The sequence below is a fragment of the Collinsella sp. AF16-8 genome (assembly GCF_003462695.1).
GTDB lineage: Bacteria > Actinomycetota > Coriobacteriia > Coriobacteriales > Coriobacteriaceae > Collinsella.
Genome location: NZ_QRXX01000008.1, coordinates 34,960 through 52,217, shown reverse-complemented (window position 1 = coordinate 52,217; position 17,258 = coordinate 34,960). Strand labels below are relative to the sequence as shown.

Here is a 17,258-nt window from a genome sequence, read left to right as displayed (position 1 = left end):
GGCAGCTACTCCATCTCTTCGGCAGTGCGCTCGATAAGCTCGCCGACGGTCTTCATGACCATGACCTCGCGAACGGGGACCTCGGCATCGAGCTCGTTCTCGATCATGGAGGTCAGGGCGATCATCTTCATCGAGCCCTTGCCCAGGGTCTCGAACGTCGTCTCGGGGGTCACATCACCGTCATAGTTGTAAGCGGACTTGGCAAAATCGCAGATCTGCTGAGTGAGTTCTTCGTTCATGATGGCGCCTTTCTAATTAAAAAGAGGGGTAGCCACGGCGGGCTGGAGACATGGGTCCCGCCGTGGCCTAAGAGAGGAAGCGAATTGTTATAGGGGTGAAAGCCTAGTGTGAAAGCCTAGTCGTCAAGCTCGAACGTGAGCTCTTTGTAGCCCGGTCGGTCGATGACCTTGGCATGGACGCCCACGGTCTCGCCCGCCATGAGCTTGGCGCGGATCTCGGGGGCCTTCTTCTTGGTAATGCCGTAGATGACGTAGGTGTACTGAGAACCCTCGTCAATATCGACGGCGCCGTAGGCGTACTTGCCATACTCCTTGAGGTAGGGCTTGTCGTTCTGCGGACCAGGCAGGGTAAAATCGATCAGATGGCCGTGACCGGAAACCTGGACCCAATCGGTCTTGTGGTAGCCGCAGGCATTGCAGGCAAGGTGAGGCGGAAACTCGACGGCTCCGCACTCGGGGCACTGACGTGCCCAATAGATGCCCTCTTCAAGACCCGTGTAGAACTTCTTGACCACGGGCTCCATATCTTTGAGTTGCATGAGAATACTCCTTATGGGAAATCGAAAACCGCGGTCGCTTAGGCGACGGTACGAAGAATCTGGCAGCGCACATTCTGAGAACCGCCAAAACCGCGCAGGAAGGCCGTCTCAGGAATCTTCTTCATCTGGGTTGCACCGGCGACGCCGCGCATCTGCTTGACGGCCTCGACGATATCGGCGATACCGGATGCGCCATGAGCGTGGCCGAAGTTGCAACGGCCACCGTGCGGGTTGATGGGCTTATCGCCGTCAAAAGCGGTGCGGCCATCGATCGCATACTTCCAAGCCTCGCCGCGCGGAATATAGCCGCACTCCTCGGCCGAGACGATCTCGGAAGCCAGGAAGAAGTCATTGCACATAAACAGGTCGATCTCATCGGGGCTCACGCCGGTAAGGTCGTAGACCTGCTTGGCAGCAAGCTCGGTAGCCCAGTGCTCGTTGTGAAGCAGGCCGGCTTCGACGGCAGAGGCGCCCGTACCCAGCACCTCAATAGGCGCATACGGCATGCCCATGGCTTTGGCCTTCTCCGTGGGCATCACGACAACAGCGGCGGCACCGTCGCACTTCTTCTCAAAGCCGGTAACGCGCAGGTACTGCGTAACGCGCGGGTTGTACATGCTCTTGAGATACTCGTCGGCGGTATCGAACCCAGCTGCCTTCGCATCCTCCTCGACCGTGGTCTCATACCACGCAAGGGGATTCAGGACGGCACCGCGGCGAAGGCTCTTGGTAAGGCCGTTCAGGGCGTCATCGATCTGATCGGCGGTAAGGTCGTACTGCATCGAATACTCGTTGATCCAGTTGTCGAACGACACGCCAAAGGCGCCATCGAGCGGGCGACCATACGCGCGGTCATAGATCTTATCGAGCGAGGGAATCATGACATCGAGCGTAAAGTCCTGGCGAATATGCGAGGGCATGTGCTCAACGGGAAGGGTCGAAGCCAAATCGCAGGCACCCGTAAGGACAACATCGTAGGCACCGGAGGCGACTGCCATCACGGCCTGCTCAAGGGCGACGTAGCCCGTGCAGCAAGCCTCGGAATGATGGACGGAACCCTTGGCACGAACGCCAAACCAATCGGCAACCTGCATGTTGGGGGTAATGCAATCACCAACGAGATAGGGATTGGCGCTGCCGTGATAGAAAAAGTCGATATCGCGGGGCTCAAGACCGGCATCGGCAATTGCCTCGAGGGCCGCATAGCCAAACGCCTCGCCCTCGCCAATACCCTGGGTCTCGGGATGCTCCTCAAAATCCTTGAACGGGGTGCAGCCTACGCCTACAATCGAGACGCTGCGCATGTTCTTTCCGAGCGTAACCACTGAATATCACATCCTAATCATGTGAAGGTGTACGAAATGATGGCGCAGTCCGGCCGCGAGCGAAGGTGAGAGAGCGCTCGCGGCTTTTCTGTGCCGTCACACGTTGAACTACTGCAGTGGTTCTTTTGAACGTAGCTTTAGTGTAAGAGTGGTTTATTTGGTGCCGTGGGACAAAATGCCGCTATGTGTCCCATCATTTGGTACGCATAGCTAAATTTCGTTCCAAATAGCAGATAAATGACTATGCTTAAAGCCGATTCATAGGGCTGGAACGCTTTGAGTTCACTGCATGCGCAACCGTTCATCCCTAAAAAACAGCCGCTCACCCGAGCGGCTTTTCAAAATCAGGGATCCGCGGATGCCAATGGCGCGATGCATCGTCGACAAAGAGCGGTGCGTAGAACATGCGATTGAGCGCGGCGGCAACGGTTCGTGCCTCAAGGTCAGGCCGGACTTCGAGCCAATACTGGATGAGGTTATGGTGGCCCGCAAGCGCAAAAGCAAGATACAGATCGAGGTCCGTCTCATCTGAAAACGTCGACCGCAAACGATCGCGAAAATAGTCATGCATGAAGATCGTTGCCTTGTGTGCAAACACGGGATCACCGTTATCGCTGTTAAGCGCCAGGACTTTCGAGCGATTGGCCTTGAGGATTTCCATGCGCTTGATCATCGTGGGCGTGGGATCAAGCTGCGCATCACCAAAACGAGCCTCAAGGGCAACGTCGTTAATGTCTTGCATGTTCTGGAGCAGCTCATCTTCAAAGCGCTTGACCACATCATCGACAGAGCGGTAACAACGATAGAAGGTTGATTTTGATGTATGGGCAAGACGGAGTACGTCGGTGACCTTAATCGATTGCACAGGCGTTGTCGCCATAAGTTCAAAGACGGCGCCTTCGATCCGCGAAGCAATATCGTTTTTAGCGTTCAGTGACATAGAAGGCCTCCCCTGTTGGCGATTGGCTACTATGCTACCCGAAAGGCATGCTCCTCAATGGCGATATGGGGCATAGAACGCGCTGCACAAGAGATGACACACTGGCCAAACACCACCGAGGAAGTAAACCATCCGCTCGGCAACCCGTCTTTGCGGGGATCGATTGAAAAGCCGGACCCCTCCGCCTTCAGGACGGCTTCGATACGCGTCCAAACCCGACACAGCCGAAAGGCGCGTTCCTGCGAATCTGCCGCAGCGTCAATCCACGCCCGTTCCCTTGAGCTCGCCATACGCTCAACCGCAATAGGTACAATCTCATCGACCGCCTCGATATCCACGCCAATAGGTCCTCCGACCGACCGAGCAACATCGGAAACAGCGAGGACGGCCACGCTTCCGCCATGTGAAATGGAAATAGAGGGGGCCTCCCCATCCGCAAGCTCGATCTTGCCGAAAGCAGAACGCGCAAGCTGGGTGTCGTCGAAGACACCCAGGGCGTCGCGAAGCAGCAGACCCACGCCCGCAGCTTCCCTCCGAGACGCAATGGGGAGATCTCCATTGGAGGCACGCGAGGCATAACGTCCCGCGATTGATGCCATATCAACGGTCTCGCCGGGATCGATCGCAGAAACGTCAACGAGGTGCACGGTTATGTTCAAAATGGTCAACCCCACTCGATTGAGATGACAAGGCTAAACTGACGCTCAGAACCGCTCTTTCATGAATCGAGGTACCTTTTGCCGACGATTTGGCGACCCATTTGGCGACCAAAACAAAACAGCCCAGAGGACATAGTCTCTGGGCTGCGAACATTTGGTGGGCGTTAGAAGATTTGAACTTCTGACCTCTTCCGTGTCAGGGAAGCGCTCTCCCCCTGAGCTAAACGCCCAAATGGAGCGGACAACGGGGCTCGAACCCGCGACCCCAACCTTGGCAAGGTTGTGCTCTACCAACTGAGCCATGTCCGCTTACGAGGATTAATCTTACGTGATACCCGCATCCTATGCAAGAACTTTTTTTGAAAAGTTTTGCGACGCCCTCGCGAACCTCGCAAAGACATCAGCCACCACGGAAAGCACAGGCAAACGCAAACTCGCCGCAAGAGGCCCCTACAACTCAGCGAGCATGATCCAGGCAGAACTGTCCTGCGCGAGCCTGCCGTCTACAAGCGGTGATGAGGTGAGCAGGACCCTGCCCGCCGGCAGCTCCACGGGTGCTGCACCGAAGTTCGTCACACACGCCCAGCCGTTGTCGCGGCGATAGGCGATGACGCCACCCTCAGCGCCCTCGGCACCATCCGCAAGGCCGGTGCGTCCGTCAAGATCAAGCCACTTAAGATCGTTGGCGCGCCCGCGCAGCTTGCGCCGCAGCCAGAGGGCGTCACGATAGAGCGCAAGCATCGATGTCGGGTCCGCTTCTTCCCTATCGGCAGCGTAATCGGAAAACCATGCAGGCTGCAGCAGATGGGGCGCCGCATCGGCGTCCGCCGGTGAAAACCCAAACGATCCGCCCTGCGCGGGATCGTCCGCCGCCACCCACGGCAGGGGCACACGGCAGCCGTCTCGCCCCTTCTCGCGCTTCGGTCCGTGCGTATTGGTCGCAGTAGGATCTTCGAGTGCGGCCCACGGGATATCGGCCACCTCAAAAAGGCCGAGCTCCTCACCCTGATACACGTATGCCGAGCCCGGAAGCGCCAGCTCGAGCAAAAGGGCCGCCCGCGCGCGGCGCTCGCCGAGTTCACGGTCCTCGTCATAAGACGACCCGTCGCGTAAGAGCCAGTCGAGCGCAATCTGGTGGTAGCGCGTCGCCTTGATCTGCGGCAGGGCATAGCGCGTCGCCACGCGCGGCACGTCGTGGTTGGAGAGCACCCAGGTCGAGGCGGAATCGGATTCCATAGCTGCCTTCAAGCCCTCCTCGATTGCAGCGTGCATGTCATCATAGGTCCAAGTGGCCTTGGCAAACTCAAAGTTGAATGTCTGGCCAAGCTCGCTGGGACGCGCGTAGAGATACTGGCGCTCGGGCAGCACCCACGCCTCGGCAACGGCGCTGCGTGGCGGATCATAGCGGTCGAACACGCGGCGCCACTCGCGATAGATCTCGTGGACCTCGTTGCGGTCCCACAGCGGATGGGTGCCGTCGTCAACCATGTCATCGCCCTCGGCGAGATGCCACCGGTCGAGGTCATCGCGGTCGAGATCCTTGGCGAGACCGTGCGCCACATCAATGCGAAAGCCATCGACGCCTCGATCGCTCCAAAACGCCAGGACGTCGCAAAAGAACGCATGAACCTCGGGGCACGACCAGTCAAAGTCCGGCTGCTCGGGCGTAAACATGTGCAGATACCACTGACCGTCCGCGACGCGCGTCCAGGCGGGGCCGCCAAAGTTGGCATTCCAATTGGTGGGAGGCAGCTCGCCATGCTCGCCGCGACCATCGCGGAAGATATAACGGGCGCGCTCGGGCGATCCGGGGCCGGCGGCAAGAGCGGCTTTGAACCAGGGGTGCTGGTTGGACGAATGATTGGGCACGATGTCGACGATGACCTTGATGCCGTGCGCGTGAGCCGCAGTGATCATGTCATCGAAGTCGTCAAGCGACCCGAGACGTGGGTCGACATCGCAGTAGTCCGCCACATCATAGCCGCCATCGACGAGAGGCGATGGGTAAAACGGGCTCAGCCAGATGGCCTCGATACCCAGCCGCTCAAGATAGTCCATCTGCTGGGTAATGCCCGCGATATCGCCCAGACCCGAACCAGTCGAATCCTTAAACGAGCGCGGGTAGATTTGATAAATCGCGGCATCGGACATCCATGGGCGCGAAGAGGACTTTTCTGTAGCCATGGGGTGCGACTCCCTTGCAACGAGGTTTTGCGAGATGCCCACGATGATACGCCCAAAGCGGACATTCGCGGCAAACAACGCCACAGCCACGCCCCAAAACGCTCGCTCCCTCACGGGCTCGAGCCTCCTGGGGCGAATCAATCGATTAGTGAAAAGAACGGAAAACCCACTTCCCCGGCCACGACAGCGAGCGGGCTCCGGGTGCCCCAGGTTGCCGCGAAAGAGGAGGGAAGCGTACTCTATGTACGCGACCGACGATTGAGGGGCAAGATGGGGTGCCCGGGGCTCGCGCAGCGTCAACAAAAAACGCGGTTCGTTAGAACCGCGTAAGATAGTTGGAGCGGACAACGGGGCGTCCGCGTATCCGCTTCGCGGATCCGCACCGGCTTCGGCCGCCTGCCGGCGTCCTCGCCAGCTCGCTACAAACGCTCCGCGTTTGCTTAACGCTCGCTCCCTCTCGGGTTCGAGCCCATGCGCCGGGTACGAAAAAGCCCGGCTACCGTAGTAGTCGGGCTGTTACGTTTGGAGCGGACAACGGGGCTCGAACCCGCGACCCCAACCTTGGCAAGGTTGTGCTCTACCAACTGAGCCATGTCCGCATATTTAAAACAAAACGGGCGCCGGAGCGCCCGGATGTTGCCTGGAGGCGAAGCCCGGATTCGAACCGGGGGTAAAGGCTTTGCAGGCCTCTGCCTTACCACTTGGCCACTTCGCCGAAAAAGGACCGCCTAAACGGTCCGGAAATGCAATGGAGCGGACAACGGGGCTCGAACCCGCGACCCCAACCTTGGCAAGGTTGTGCTCTACCAACTGAGCCATGTCCGCTTGCGGGTTATTAATTTACGCGAGTTGTCCAAAAGACGCAAGTACTTTTTTCAAAAAACTTGTCTGCCGCATGTTCTTAGTAGCTAAACGCGCTAAAGCGATTGGCTAGGCACACGATTCCAGCGCTCCGCTAAACAGCTTCACCATCTGCACGCGCGTGCCGGCGCCGTCCGTACGACGAGCAACCTCCACGTTATCGACGAGCATACGCATAAGCTTGATACCACGGCCGCGCTCCTCTGATGCGACCGGTTCGCTCGTTTCATCGATAGAATAGCCGGCACCTCGATCAAGCACCTCAACCACAACGCGATCGCCATAGGCCTGAACCGTCAGGACGCACCCGATACCGCCCGCATGGTCATAGGCATTACCCAGCGCCTCCCCCGACGCCAATGCGACATCGTAGCGCTCGTCACGGCGCAACGGAAGCGATTCAAGGAGTTCGGCGATGCGATGTCGGTAGTATGGAAGATTCTCGATACCCTGACGGACCTCGACGCTCTTACTCCAGCGAGGCAGCTCCCCCACCGGAATGGCGGGAACAGACTCCCGTGCCGGCCCCGCGACATGAAGGATATCGACAAGCCGAGCAATCTCCAAAAAGCGAACAACTTCACCCGATGCATTGACGAGCGAAAGCAGGCCTTCTCGCCTCATGAGCTCACGAGCGCGCGTAAGCAGGAATGCCAAGCCCGTCGAATCGATAAAGCTAACAGCCTGACAGTTGATGACGACACGACGCACGCCGCGGCCAATCAAAGCATCCAACCGCCGACGCAGCGCAGGCACCGTGGCGATGTCGATATCGCCTGGTGGCGTCAAAACCGCTATGTCATTCCACTCATTCATACGACCATGATTCCCCAAAAAAGCCCACTCGATGCATTCGTTTCCCCAACCGTACGGATTCAGCCCGCCCAGCGTCGTCTATGAACGACCCCGTAAAAACTCAAGGGACACCAATGCAATGTCATCGTCCAGCGCCGATTCGGTAAATCGGTCAAGCTCGCCCAAGACCTTGCCGCAAATGCCCGACACGCCCTCACCCGAGACAGAGAGCAGAAGGTCGCGAAGGCGCTGCTCGCCAAAGAAAGCACCCGAGCGGTCACGCGCTTCGATTGTTCCGTCGGTGTACATAAATAGCATGTCACCAGGAGCGAACGTAAACACGCCTGTCTCGTATACCATGCTCTCAAAGGCACCGATTACCCCCGATTGGCATCCAAGCAGCTCGACCTCCCCCCCACGGGCCTCGCCGCCACCCAGCGGCATCGACTCTGGCCTGATGACCATGGTCGGAGGATGGCCCGCCGAACAATACGTTGCGCGTCCGGCTTTAAGGTCAATCTTGGCGATAAAGGCCGTCACGAACGTCTCGACCCTCGAAAAGCCCATGAGCATGCTGTTAAGGGAGCGTGCCATGCGGGCCGGTCCAGCGCCCTCCCAGGCATATGCCGTCAGGGCCGTCTTGACGAGCGCGGACATCGATGCGGCCTCAATGCCTTTGCCAGACACATCGCCCAGAATCATGACGGCGCAATCGTCGGGAAGACGGATGAGCGTATAGAAATCGCCGCCGACCAACGCCGAGTTCGTGGCCGACAGGTACACCGAATCGGCGGCGATTCCCGGAACATCCCCCAGTGAATTTCTCATGCCAATCTGGAGGGTCTGAGCGATATGGCGCTCCTCACGCTTTTGAGATTCGCCTTCATAGATCAGTTCAAAGTCATGAGCCAAGTGCACCAAGTAATCATATTCAAGGTCATCAATCGGCTCTTGGCTACCATCACGAAGCAGCAGCGCGCGCGTCGTCGGGCCCTTCGCAACAGAAGCAGGAACGATCGCGTCGTTACTGTGCTTGCCATCGCCCTCAGAGCGCGGGCGCCCCGCCTCGATGCCGGCGTCGACGTAGAGACCCTGGCAAGGCAGGCCATGCGCTCTAAGCCAGCCTCCCATAGGCATCGATTCGTCAACGCGAGTTATACGGACGTGTTTAAGGTCCTCGGCACTCGTGCCGCCCAAAACAGATGCCTCAAAGCCATCAGGGGCAGCCCCCAAACGTGCCGCTGGCGCCGTCGTGGAAAAGAAAAGCTTCTCGGGATCGTCCGGCAAAGCAACGCGACTGCCGCCTTCAAAATCTATGACGTAGGAATCCAGACTGGCGTCATACTCAATAGGGCAAAAATGGCAGTTGAGCATATTGCAGATCTCGGACGATACCGCCTGGGTAGCCGCGGCGGAATCGTCTAGAAAGGTAAACAACTCATCCCGCAAGACATTGAGCGAGCGGCCAAGCTCGGCCGTGCGACGGGAGCGAAGGCTCGATGCCATGCCGACCAGCTGGATAGACAGGTAATCGCAAATGACCTCGAGCACATTAACGTCATAGGCGAGCGGTGCCTGGGGGCGTTTCCAACCAACTTCCAGCACGCCAAGGATCTGCGTACCGTAAAAAACGGGAAGACAGATTTCACTGCGGTACGGAGGCATATCCTGCATGCGCAACAGGTGCTTAGAACGATTATCCAGGTCCATGAACATACCGGAGGCGGCCTTATCGCCCTCAAGGTCCTGTTGAATCGACAAGCGACAAGCACGCGACTCGCGAAGAACATACGTCGGAATGCCAGCGCCATACGGCAAAAACTCGGGCAGGTAGCTGTCGAGCAGCTCCTTGGAAACACCGCGAAGCTTAAAGCCGCCGCTCTCAGAAAAATAGATAGCGGCACCCGAAGCATCGAGCGTTCCTACAAGCTGGTTCAAAACGGTATCAAGCAGGCTGGGTAACTCATCGGAGCCCACAGTGCTCATAATGACCGAGAGCGTGCCAGAGAGACGCTTGTTCGCCACTCTAAGCTCCGATAACGCACGCTTGAGTTGCCGGTCGTGAGAATACTGTTCCTCGATACTGTGAAGCGCCACCAGGACACGTGGTGCGCGGCGCCCAAAGATGCGTGGAGGCGTTACGGAGCCCGCACGAACCAAGACGGGAATAAAAGAGCCGTCACTCAGTTTGAGCATCAGTTCGTTCTCGGAGCCATCAGTTTCAAATGGCAGACGATGTTCCGTCGCACGTTCAAAAGAGGACGAGTACAGGACGTCTTTAACATCTCCACCGATGACGTCGGCGCGTTCCTCGCACATCAAACCAAGTAAGCGATTATTCACATGCAGAATGGTTCCGTCGAGCTCGCAGATGATGACAGCATCGCTCGTGATCTCGACTAGTTGGGCAACGTCTGCCCACTCGTTGCGTTCAAGCGTTTCCATCGTGGACCCCACCGTCTATCGGTAACAAAAAAGCCTCCGAAGAGGCTTCTCAAATGCGATGGTGTCGGAGGCGGGACTTGAACCCGCATGACCAAAAAGCGGTCACTAGCACCTCAAGCTAGCGCGTCTGCCAATTCCGCCACTCCGACATGCTATGTTGTTGATTCGCGCTTCGTTTTGTTGGACCCGCGCGTTCAACGAGAAAGATAATAACCTATGATTCGAGAACTGTGCAAGCACTTTTTTCAAAAAAGTTTACGAATTTGTAATTGCGCAGGTAGATCCGCATGTCCGGCCCCGAATCGGTGCTGCCTCCCGGCGCGTCCTCGGGCATGAGCGATATTTTGCTGCGCACTTCGTGCTGCAAAATATCGCTCCCCCTGCGGAATGCGCCGGGAGGCAGCACCGATTCGGGGCCTACCAACACATACTCCAAGCACAGTTCTCAAACATGTTCTGGGGCTGATGCAAATTTGGTGGCTCGGCAAAGCCGAGCCCTTATATGGGGAGGCCGGAGCTAAAGCTCCGGCCTCGCTCAATTTCCTATTAGATTAAGTGAGCGATCAAGGAATCTCACCCCTCTACAGTGGTAACACAGGGCCCGTGCTGGACTTAGTTTTCAGAACATTCCGCAGACCAGGAAACCCCCTTATCCGCAGCTCCGAAGGAGCAGGATAAGGGGGTTCCCATGGTCGAGGACGTTCTAAAAACTAAGTCCAGCACGGGCCCGGACGATAACAACCGGCTACAGGTCGATGTGCGATTCCTTGATCGGGAACGGCTCCGCGAAGTGACAGGCGCAGCAGTGGCCCGGGGCAACTTCCTTAAACTCAGGAAGCTTCTCGGAGCAGATGCCCTGCGCGATCGGGCAGCGCGTGTGGAAACGGCAGCCGGTCGGCGGATCCAGCGGCGACGGCGGGTCGCCAGCGAGGATGATGCGTTTGCGGGTCTTCTGGATATCCGGATCGGGCACCGGCACGGCAGACAGCAGCGACTGCGTGTACGGATGGTGAGGCTCGCTATAGAGCGTCTTCCAATCCGAAACCTCGACCATCTTACCCAGATACATAACGGCAACGCGATCGGAGATGTGCTGCACGACGGACAGGTCGTGGGCGATAAAGAGATACGCCGTACCAAACTTGTCCTGCAGTTCCTTAAGCAGGTTCAGAACCTGGGCCTGAATGGAAACATCCAGAGCGGATACCGGCTCGTCACAGATAATCAGCTTGGGCTTCAGCGCAAAAGCGCGGGCGATGCCGACACGCTGACGCTGGCCGCCCGAGAACTCATGCGGATAGCGGTTGATGTGCTCGGGGTTCAGACCGACGACATCCAGCAGCTCACGGACGCGCTCGATACGCTCTTCCTTGGTGCCCACACCATGAATGGTCATGGGCTCGGAGACGATCTCACCAATCGTCATACGAGGGTTGAGCGAAGCATAAGGATCCTGGAAGATAAACTGCATCTCACGACGCATGTCCTTGATCTCATGCTTGCTCATCTCGGCAACATCTTTGCCCTGGAAGAACACCTTACCTGCCGTCGGCTTGGTCAGACGCATGATGGTGCGGCCCGTGGTGGACTTACCGCAACCAGACTCGCCGACCAGGCCAAAGGTCTCGCCCGGATAAATCTCGAACGAAATGTCATTCACAGCAGAGACGACACGCTTAGAGAAGCGCTTGGCGAACATGCCGGACTCTGCGGGGAACTCCTTAGAAAGGTGCTCGACCTTCAGCAGCGGAGTGCGCTCGTTATTGTCTGCCATTTACGCCTCGCCTCCCTTCTTGGAATCTTTGCGCGTGCGGGACGTCTCGGGGGCGTTCTTGAGGAACTCGGGGTCACCGGAATAATGGCACGCAGAATAGTGACCGGACTCGGTGACAACGCGCTCGGGGCGCTGCTTGCGGCACTTGTCCGTCGCATAGGGGCAACGAGGAGAGAATACGCAGCCCTCAGGCAAGTTCATGAGCGAAGGCGGGTTGCCGTGAATCGGCGTCAGCGGCTTCTTCTCCTCGATGGCCTGCTCCGGGATGGAGCGGATAAGGCCCCAGGTGTAGGGGTGGCGGCTCTCGTAGAAGATTTCCTCGGCAGTACCGAACTCGACGGGACGGCCGGCGTACATAACCATGATTTTGTCGGCCATATCGGCGACAACGCCCAGGTCATGGGTAATCATGATAATGGCGTTGCCGTTCTTCTGCTGCATCTCCTGCATGAGCTCGATAATCTGAGCCTGAATGGTAACGTCCAGAGCCGTCGTGGGCTCGTCGGCAATCAGGATATCGGGATCGCAGGCAAGGGCCATAGCAATCATGACGCGCTGACGCATACCGCCGGAGAACTGGTGCGGATACTCGTTGACGCGCTTCTCGGGCTCGGGAATACCCACGAGGTCCAAGAGCTCGGTGGCGCGCTTGAGCGCCTCCTGCTTGGAGTAGCCACGGTGCAAGCGAAGGCCCTCGCCCACCTGCTTGCCGATCTTATAGACCGGGTTCAAGGAGGTCATAGGATCCTGGAAGATCATCGCGATGTCGTTACCGCGAATGTGCTGCATCTCTTCCTCGGTCATCTCGAGGATAGAACGGCCGCGATAGCGAACGTCGCCGCCCTCAATCTTTCCCGGAGGCATCGAGATAAGACCCATGATGGTCATGGCGGTCACGGACTTACCGGAGCCGGACTCACCGACGACACCGAGGGTTTCGCCGCGATCGAGCGTGTAGGAGACACCGTCGACAGCGCGAACAACGCCATCTTCGGTGTGGAAATACATCTTAAGGTCATCGACCTCGAGCAGATGCTGGCCCTCGGGAACCGGCTGGTCCTTCAGGTCCACATAGTTCTTGTTCTTCTTCATCCTTATGCGTCCTTCATCTTGACGTCGAGGGCGTCGCGCAAACCGTCACCCAGCAGGGTGAAGGCGAGCACCGTCGAGAGAATTGCCAGACCGGGCATGATCATCATCCAGGGAGCAGTCAGAAGATACTGCTGACCGTCCTGAATCATGGAGCCCCACGAAGGCGTAGGCGGAATAACGCCCATGCCGAGGAAGGACAGAGCGGACTCGGTCAGAATGGCGCCACCAATGTTCATGGTCGCGTAGACCACGATGGAGGCGACGGAGTTCGGGAAGATGTGACGCACGACGATACGAGCATCGGATGCGCCCATCGCGCGCGCAGCGTCAACATAGTCGTTTTCCTTGACCGTCAGGATCGCGGATCGGAAGACGCGCGCAATCGAAGGCCAGCCGAGAATACCGATGGCGATAAAGACGTTCTGAAGACCACGACCGATAACGGCGATCATGGCGACGACGAACAGCACGTACGGGAACGCCAGGAAGATGTCCGCGCAGCGCATGATAATCGTATCCCAGATGCCGCCATAGAAACCGGCAAGGGCGCCCATGACCAGACCGATCACCGTGGAGATGGCGGTGGCCATAATACCGACGGAAAGCGAAACACGTGCACCGTAGATAACACGAACGAGAATGTCGCGGCCAAGGGCGTCGGTGCCAAACGGGTGCTCGGCACACGGAGCCAGCAGCGACGTCTCGGCCATGGTGGTCGAGTCGGAAGCCGTCGGCGAACCGAGCCAGGGCTTAGCCCACAGATCTGCGGTCAGGGCAACCAAAACGACGACGATGATCCAGCAGACACCGATAACGGCGAGCTTGTTCTTGCGAAGACGCTTAAAAGCGTCGCCCCACAGCGTGCGGGACTTGGCGGGAGCAGATGCGGCCTTGGTGGCGGTAGCCTGCTCCTGAGACTGAGAATCAGTTTCCTGCATGAGACGTACCTCCCTTAGGCCTTATCCGACGGACCGCCAAGGCGGATGCGCGGGTCGAGGAATGCATAGCTAATGTCGACGAGCAGGTTGATCACCATGACGACGACGACGATGAGCGTAACGCCGCCCATAACGATGGGCCAGTCACGCATGCTGATGGCGCGATAGACCTCATAGCCGATACCGGGCCAGTTAAAGACCGTTTCGGTCAGGATAGCACCCGAAAGCATGCCGCCAAAGTCGACACCAATATAGGTAACGACGGGGATGAGTGCATTCTTAAGCGCATGCTTGATGATGATCGCGCGATTGGAGAGACCCTTGGCCTTTGCCGTACGGATGTAATCTTGGTTCATGACGTCAAGCAGCTGCGAACGCATAATGCGGGCAGCATAGGCGGTCGAAACCGAAGCCAGCGTAATGGTCGGAAGCACATAGTGCATCCAATCCTGATACTGAGAGCTGGAACCGCCGGCACCCGAAATCGGCATGGAGAATGCGCCGCCGGTGAGGTCCTTAAGGATGACGCCGAAGAACAGCTGCAGCAGCATACCGAGCCAGAAGGCGGGAACGGCAACGAGGATCGACGTGGTCAGCGTTACCAAAATATCCCAGAAGGAATAACGCTTTACCGCCGAAATGATACCCGCACCGATACCCATGATCGCCTCGAGCACGATGGCGCACGCGGCGAGTTTGACCGTATACGGATACTTCTGGGCAAAGATTTCCGTAACCGGCAGCTTGCGCTGGTACGAATTACCCAGATCGCCATGAAGCAGACCGTTCATGTAATACAGATAACGGTCTACAAGCGACGTCTGAACGGGATCGCCGTTCTCGTCAAGGATCGCGTTACCGTCCTCGTCCGTCTGGACCAGGTGATAGCGTACGCGAAGCTGAAGCTCTACCTCGGGGGACAGAGCCTTGTCTCCACCGATCAGCTTGATCGGATCTCCCGGCACGATATTCTGGAGGGCGAACAGAATCAGCGTGACGCCCAAAAACACCGGGATGAACTGAAGCACACGTTTAACGATGTACTTACCCATACCACTCCCCTATCTAGGGATTAACCTAAATGGGATGCCGATCGCCAGACCGGCATCCCAAAATTACCATCAGCCAGTTTACCCCAGGTTAGGGGGAACTGTATGTTTCCCATGAGGTCTACGTAAATACTTGACCCTCACGGAAGCTGCAAACTCTTAGGCGAGCTCAGCGGTACCCAGATCGGCGTGCTTCTGCGGATCAACGTAGAGGTACTTGACGCGGTCGGAGCCAGCGATGGTGTGCGTGTAGAACATCACCGGGATGACCGGGCAGTCGGCGGCGACCATGGCGTCGGCCTCCTGCATCTTGGCGATACGCTCGTCGTCGTCAACCGTGGCACGGGCCTCGTCAACCTTGGCGTCAAAGTCGGGGTTGCTGTAACCGGAGCGGTTGTCGCCACCCAGGGAGTCGGAGTGGAACAGCGGATACAGGAAGTTGTCCATGATCGGGTAATCGGCGATCCAGCCCAGACGGCCGAACTGATAGTTGAAGTTCTGATACTGCTCGAGCAGGGCAGACCACTCAGGGGTATCGGAGACGGCGGTGACGCCCACCTTGGCGAGGTCGCCGATGATGGACTCCATGATCTCCTTGTGGCCGCCGTCCTGGTTGTAGGACAGGGTCACATTGATGCCACGATCGCCGTTAGCGCCAGCGGGAGCGACCTTGTCGAGGTACTCGTTAGCCTTGTCGACGTCGTAGGCGCAGAACTCCCATGCGCCCTCCTTGTAGCCGGCGATTCCCGGAGGAACGATGCCGTCAGCGGGGGTACGGGTGCCCTTGAAGATGGTCTTGCAGATGGCCTCACGGTTGATAGCCAGGGAGATGCCCCTGCGCAGGTCGGCGTTATTGAACGGCTCGGCCGTGGTGTTGCACGTCAGATAGTACGTGGAAGGCTCGGAACCGAGCAGCATGCGCGCACCATCACTCATGGTGTAGCCATCCTTGGACTCGCCGCGGTCCTTCTTGGCGGCGTCGATCTGAGCAACGGGAACGTCGCAGACATCAAGGTTACCGGCCTGGAACTCCTTGTAAGCGGTCTCCACGTCCTTGATGACCTGGAAGTGGATGGCGTCGATCTTGGCCTTGTCGCCATAATAATCGTCAAACTTCTTGAGGTTGATCTCCTGACCATCCTCCCACTTGCCGTCCATCATGAACGGGCCGTTACCGACCGGGGCAAGATAGAAGCTCTTGACATCGGACTCGGCGCACTCGGGAACCGGGGACAGAGCCGGGTGAGAGGCGACGAACGGGAAGTCGGCGTAGGCGGAAGTCAGCTTGACGACGAGGGTCTCGTCATCCGGGCAGGTAACGCCGGACAGCTCGGTAGCATTACCGGCAAGCAGATCGTCATAGCCCTCGACCATGGAAAGGTGGTAGGAGACCTCGGAAGGACCATACTCGGTAGCGATGGCTGACTTAGTGTTGACCAGGCGCTCCCAGCCGAGCTTGAAGGACTTGGAGGTAACGTCGTCACCGTTGTGGAACTTAGCCTTCTTGATCTTGAAGGTGAACTCGGTGGCGTCGTCGTTAGCCTCAAAGGACTCGCAAGCCAGCGGAACGATCTCGCCCTTCTCGTTATCGTACTCCGTCAGAGCGTCGAAGAGCTGGTACTCGACCTGAGTGCCCTGATCCTCCTGGACGTTGTAGGGGTCGATGCAGACCGGGTTGTTGATGTAGAAGTTCAGCGTCGAACCGGACTCAGAACCGGAAGCGTCGCCGCCCTTCTTGCCGCATGCGGCAAGAAAAGCCATGGAGCTCGCAGCGAGGGTGCCGCCAACAAAGGCGCGACGACCCATAACGGGCTGGTGGAACATAGAATCAGCCATGCCATCCTCCTTATGAGATAGGACAAAGTGAATTCGGCCGGGCAACGTCGAGACAGCCCAATCGAACCATTCAAACGCGGTCCGCTGTTATGGCTGGTTATGCAATGCGGGCCAACGTTTTGCAATACAGTAGCGCATTTTATGCACAATTTGGCGCTGATTCCGGTTAACGGTCGAGAATTTCTTTAGTTGGGCGAAGTATGTGGGGATATTTTGGCTCTGTTACAAGTCTGTAAACAAAAAGGGTCCCGCACGTGCGGGACCCTTTACAAACGTATATACGCCGATGCTTAGTAGCCGACGATGCCCTGCGGGAAGAAGAACATGCACAGAACGACACACACGGCAAATACGACAGCCATGATGACGGTCAGGCGATCGAGGTTCTGCTCCATGACGCCCGTGGCAGAGCTGGAGTTATACAGCGAGCTAGCGATCATATCCGAAACGCCGGTGCCCTTACCGGAATGCATCAGGACGAGAATCGTCAACGCCACGGCAGAGACAGCCCAAACGACAAACAGAAGAATCTGAAACGGACCCATAGATAAGCTCCTTAATAGAACAATTCAAACTCCAGTA

Annotated in this window: 15 protein-coding genes and 6 tRNA genes; all 21 read right to left on the bottom strand. The window is 57.8% G+C overall.

Going from position 1 to position 17,258, the window contains the following annotated elements; genetic code table 11:
* Positions 1-5 precede the first annotated feature (5 nt).
* The 21 genes from DWW73_RS07895 to secG all read right to left on the bottom strand — a co-directional run bounded on the left by DWW73_RS07895 (position 6) and on the right by secG (position 17,221).
* Positions 6-239: an acyl carrier protein gene (locus DWW73_RS07895; protein ID WP_117779247.1), complete on the bottom strand. Its 234-nt coding sequence runs from the start codon at positions 237-239 to the stop codon at positions 6-8.
* Positions 240-355: 116 nt separating this feature from the next.
* Entirely contained in the window at positions 356-778 is a 423-nt protein-coding gene (locus tag DWW73_RS07890) for a Zn-ribbon domain-containing OB-fold protein (RefSeq protein ID WP_117583871.1), read from the bottom strand.
* A 38-nt stretch (positions 779-816) separates the two neighbouring features.
* Positions 817-2,103 carry a thiolase family protein gene (locus DWW73_RS07885; protein ID WP_233505227.1) on the bottom strand — a complete coding sequence of 429 codons (1,287 nt, stop codon included), beginning with the start codon at positions 2,101-2,103 and terminating at the stop codon, positions 817-819.
* Between the two features lie 322 nt (positions 2,104-2,425).
* Entirely contained in the window at positions 2,426-3,043 is a 618-nt protein-coding gene (locus DWW73_RS07880; RefSeq protein ID WP_117779246.1) for a TetR/AcrR family transcriptional regulator C-terminal domain-containing protein, read from the bottom strand.
* A gap of 29 nt (positions 3,044-3,072) precedes the next feature.
* On the bottom strand, positions 3,073-3,561 hold the full coding sequence (locus DWW73_RS07875) for a 4'-phosphopantetheinyl transferase superfamily protein (RefSeq protein WP_158551577.1): 489 nt from the start codon (positions 3,559-3,561) through the stop codon (positions 3,073-3,075).
* Between the two features lie 296 nt (positions 3,562-3,857).
* Positions 3,858-3,932, bottom strand: a tRNA-Val gene (locus DWW73_RS07870).
* 3 nt (positions 3,933-3,935) lie between these two features.
* A tRNA-Gly gene (locus DWW73_RS07865) sits at positions 3,936-4,011 on the bottom strand.
* Between the two features lie 141 nt (positions 4,012-4,152).
* Positions 4,153-5,886, bottom strand: a complete 1,734-nt coding sequence (locus DWW73_RS07860; RefSeq protein WP_233509168.1) for a glycoside hydrolase family 13 protein — start codon at positions 5,884-5,886, stop codon at positions 4,153-4,155.
* Positions 5,887-6,409: 523 nt separating this feature from the next.
* A tRNA-Gly gene (locus DWW73_RS07855) sits at positions 6,410-6,485 on the bottom strand.
* Positions 6,486-6,527: 42 nt separating this feature from the next.
* A tRNA-Cys gene (locus tag DWW73_RS07850) sits at positions 6,528-6,601 on the bottom strand.
* A gap of 34 nt (positions 6,602-6,635) precedes the next feature.
* Positions 6,636-6,711: transfer RNA gene (locus tag DWW73_RS07845), tRNA-Gly, on the bottom strand.
* Between the two features lie 105 nt (positions 6,712-6,816).
* Positions 6,817-7,563 (bottom strand): anti-sigma factor antagonist, encoded by a 747-nt coding sequence (locus DWW73_RS07840; RefSeq protein ID WP_117779245.1) that lies wholly within the window; start codon positions 7,561-7,563, stop codon positions 6,817-6,819.
* A gap of 78 nt (positions 7,564-7,641) precedes the next feature.
* On the bottom strand, positions 7,642-9,987 hold the full coding sequence (locus DWW73_RS07835; protein WP_117655656.1) for a GAF domain-containing SpoIIE family protein phosphatase: 2,346 nt from the start codon (positions 9,985-9,987) through the stop codon (positions 7,642-7,644).
* A gap of 59 nt (positions 9,988-10,046) precedes the next feature.
* Positions 10,047-10,136, bottom strand: a tRNA-Leu gene (locus DWW73_RS07830).
* Between the two features lie 65 nt (positions 10,137-10,201).
* Positions 10,202-10,423 (bottom strand): hypothetical protein, encoded by a 222-nt coding sequence (locus DWW73_RS10070; protein WP_147326468.1) that lies wholly within the window; start codon positions 10,421-10,423, stop codon positions 10,202-10,204.
* 309 nt (positions 10,424-10,732) lie between these two features.
* Positions 10,733-11,761: an ABC transporter ATP-binding protein gene (locus tag DWW73_RS07825; protein WP_006236139.1), complete on the bottom strand. Its 1,029-nt coding sequence runs from the start codon at positions 11,759-11,761 to the stop codon at positions 10,733-10,735.
* The gene (locus DWW73_RS07820; RefSeq protein ID WP_117766059.1) at positions 11,762-12,853 is read right to left on the bottom strand and encodes an ABC transporter ATP-binding protein; all 1,092 of its coding nucleotides are present in this window, start codon (positions 12,851-12,853) and stop codon (positions 11,762-11,764) included.
* Between the two features lie 2 nt (positions 12,854-12,855).
* A complete protein-coding gene (locus DWW73_RS07815; RefSeq protein ID WP_089572954.1) occupies positions 12,856-13,791 on the bottom strand; it encodes an ABC transporter permease in 936 nt (311 codons plus the stop codon).
* Positions 13,792-13,805: 14 nt separating this feature from the next.
* Complete coding sequence (locus DWW73_RS07810; protein WP_089572952.1) at positions 13,806-14,843, bottom strand: ABC transporter permease; 1,038 nt, start codon at positions 14,841-14,843, stop codon at positions 13,806-13,808.
* Positions 14,844-14,999: 156 nt separating this feature from the next.
* Positions 15,000-16,676, bottom strand: a complete 1,677-nt coding sequence (locus DWW73_RS07805) for an ABC transporter substrate-binding protein (protein ID WP_117779244.1) — start codon at positions 16,674-16,676, stop codon at positions 15,000-15,002.
* A gap of 290 nt (positions 16,677-16,966) precedes the next feature.
* Complete coding sequence (gene secG / locus DWW73_RS07800; protein ID WP_006236144.1) at positions 16,967-17,221, bottom strand: preprotein translocase subunit SecG; 255 nt, start codon at positions 17,219-17,221, stop codon at positions 16,967-16,969.
* Positions 17,222-17,258: the final 37 nt, after the last annotated feature.

Coding starts and splice junctions, on each gene's coding strand:
- DWW73_RS07895 (WP_117779247.1), bottom strand. CDS start 239: ATGAACGAAGAACTCACTCAGCAGATCTGCGATTTTGCCAAGTCCGCT.
- DWW73_RS07890 (WP_117583871.1), bottom strand. CDS start 778: ATGCAACTCAAAGATATGGAGCCCGTGGTCAAGAAGTTCTACACGGGT.
- DWW73_RS07880 (WP_117779246.1), bottom strand. CDS start 3,043: ATGTCACTGAACGCTAAAAACGATATTGCTTCGCGGATCGAAGGCGCC.
- DWW73_RS07860 (WP_233509168.1), bottom strand. CDS start 5,886: ATGGCTACAGAAAAGTCCTCTTCGCGCCCATGGATGTCCGATGCCGCG.
- DWW73_RS07840 (WP_117779245.1), bottom strand. CDS start 7,563: ATGAATGAGTGGAATGACATAGCGGTTTTGACGCCACCAGGCGATATC.
- DWW73_RS07835 (WP_117655656.1), bottom strand. CDS start 9,987: ATGGAAACGCTTGAACGCAACGAGTGGGCAGACGTTGCCCAACTAGTC.
- DWW73_RS07825 (WP_006236139.1), bottom strand. CDS start 11,761: ATGGCAGACAATAACGAGCGCACTCCGCTGCTGAAGGTCGAGCACCTT.
- DWW73_RS07820 (WP_117766059.1), bottom strand. CDS start 12,853: ATGAAGAAGAACAAGAACTATGTGGACCTGAAGGACCAGCCGGTTCCC.
- DWW73_RS07815 (WP_089572954.1), bottom strand. CDS start 13,791: ATGCAGGAAACTGATTCTCAGTCTCAGGAGCAGGCTACCGCCACCAAG.
- DWW73_RS07810 (WP_089572952.1), bottom strand. CDS start 14,843: ATGGGTAAGTACATCGTTAAACGTGTGCTTCAGTTCATCCCGGTGTTT.
- DWW73_RS07805 (WP_117779244.1), bottom strand. CDS start 16,676: ATGGCTGATTCTATGTTCCACCAGCCCGTTATGGGTCGTCGCGCCTTT.
- secG (WP_006236144.1), bottom strand. CDS start 17,221: ATGGGTCCGTTTCAGATTCTTCTGTTTGTCGTTTGGGCTGTCTCTGCC.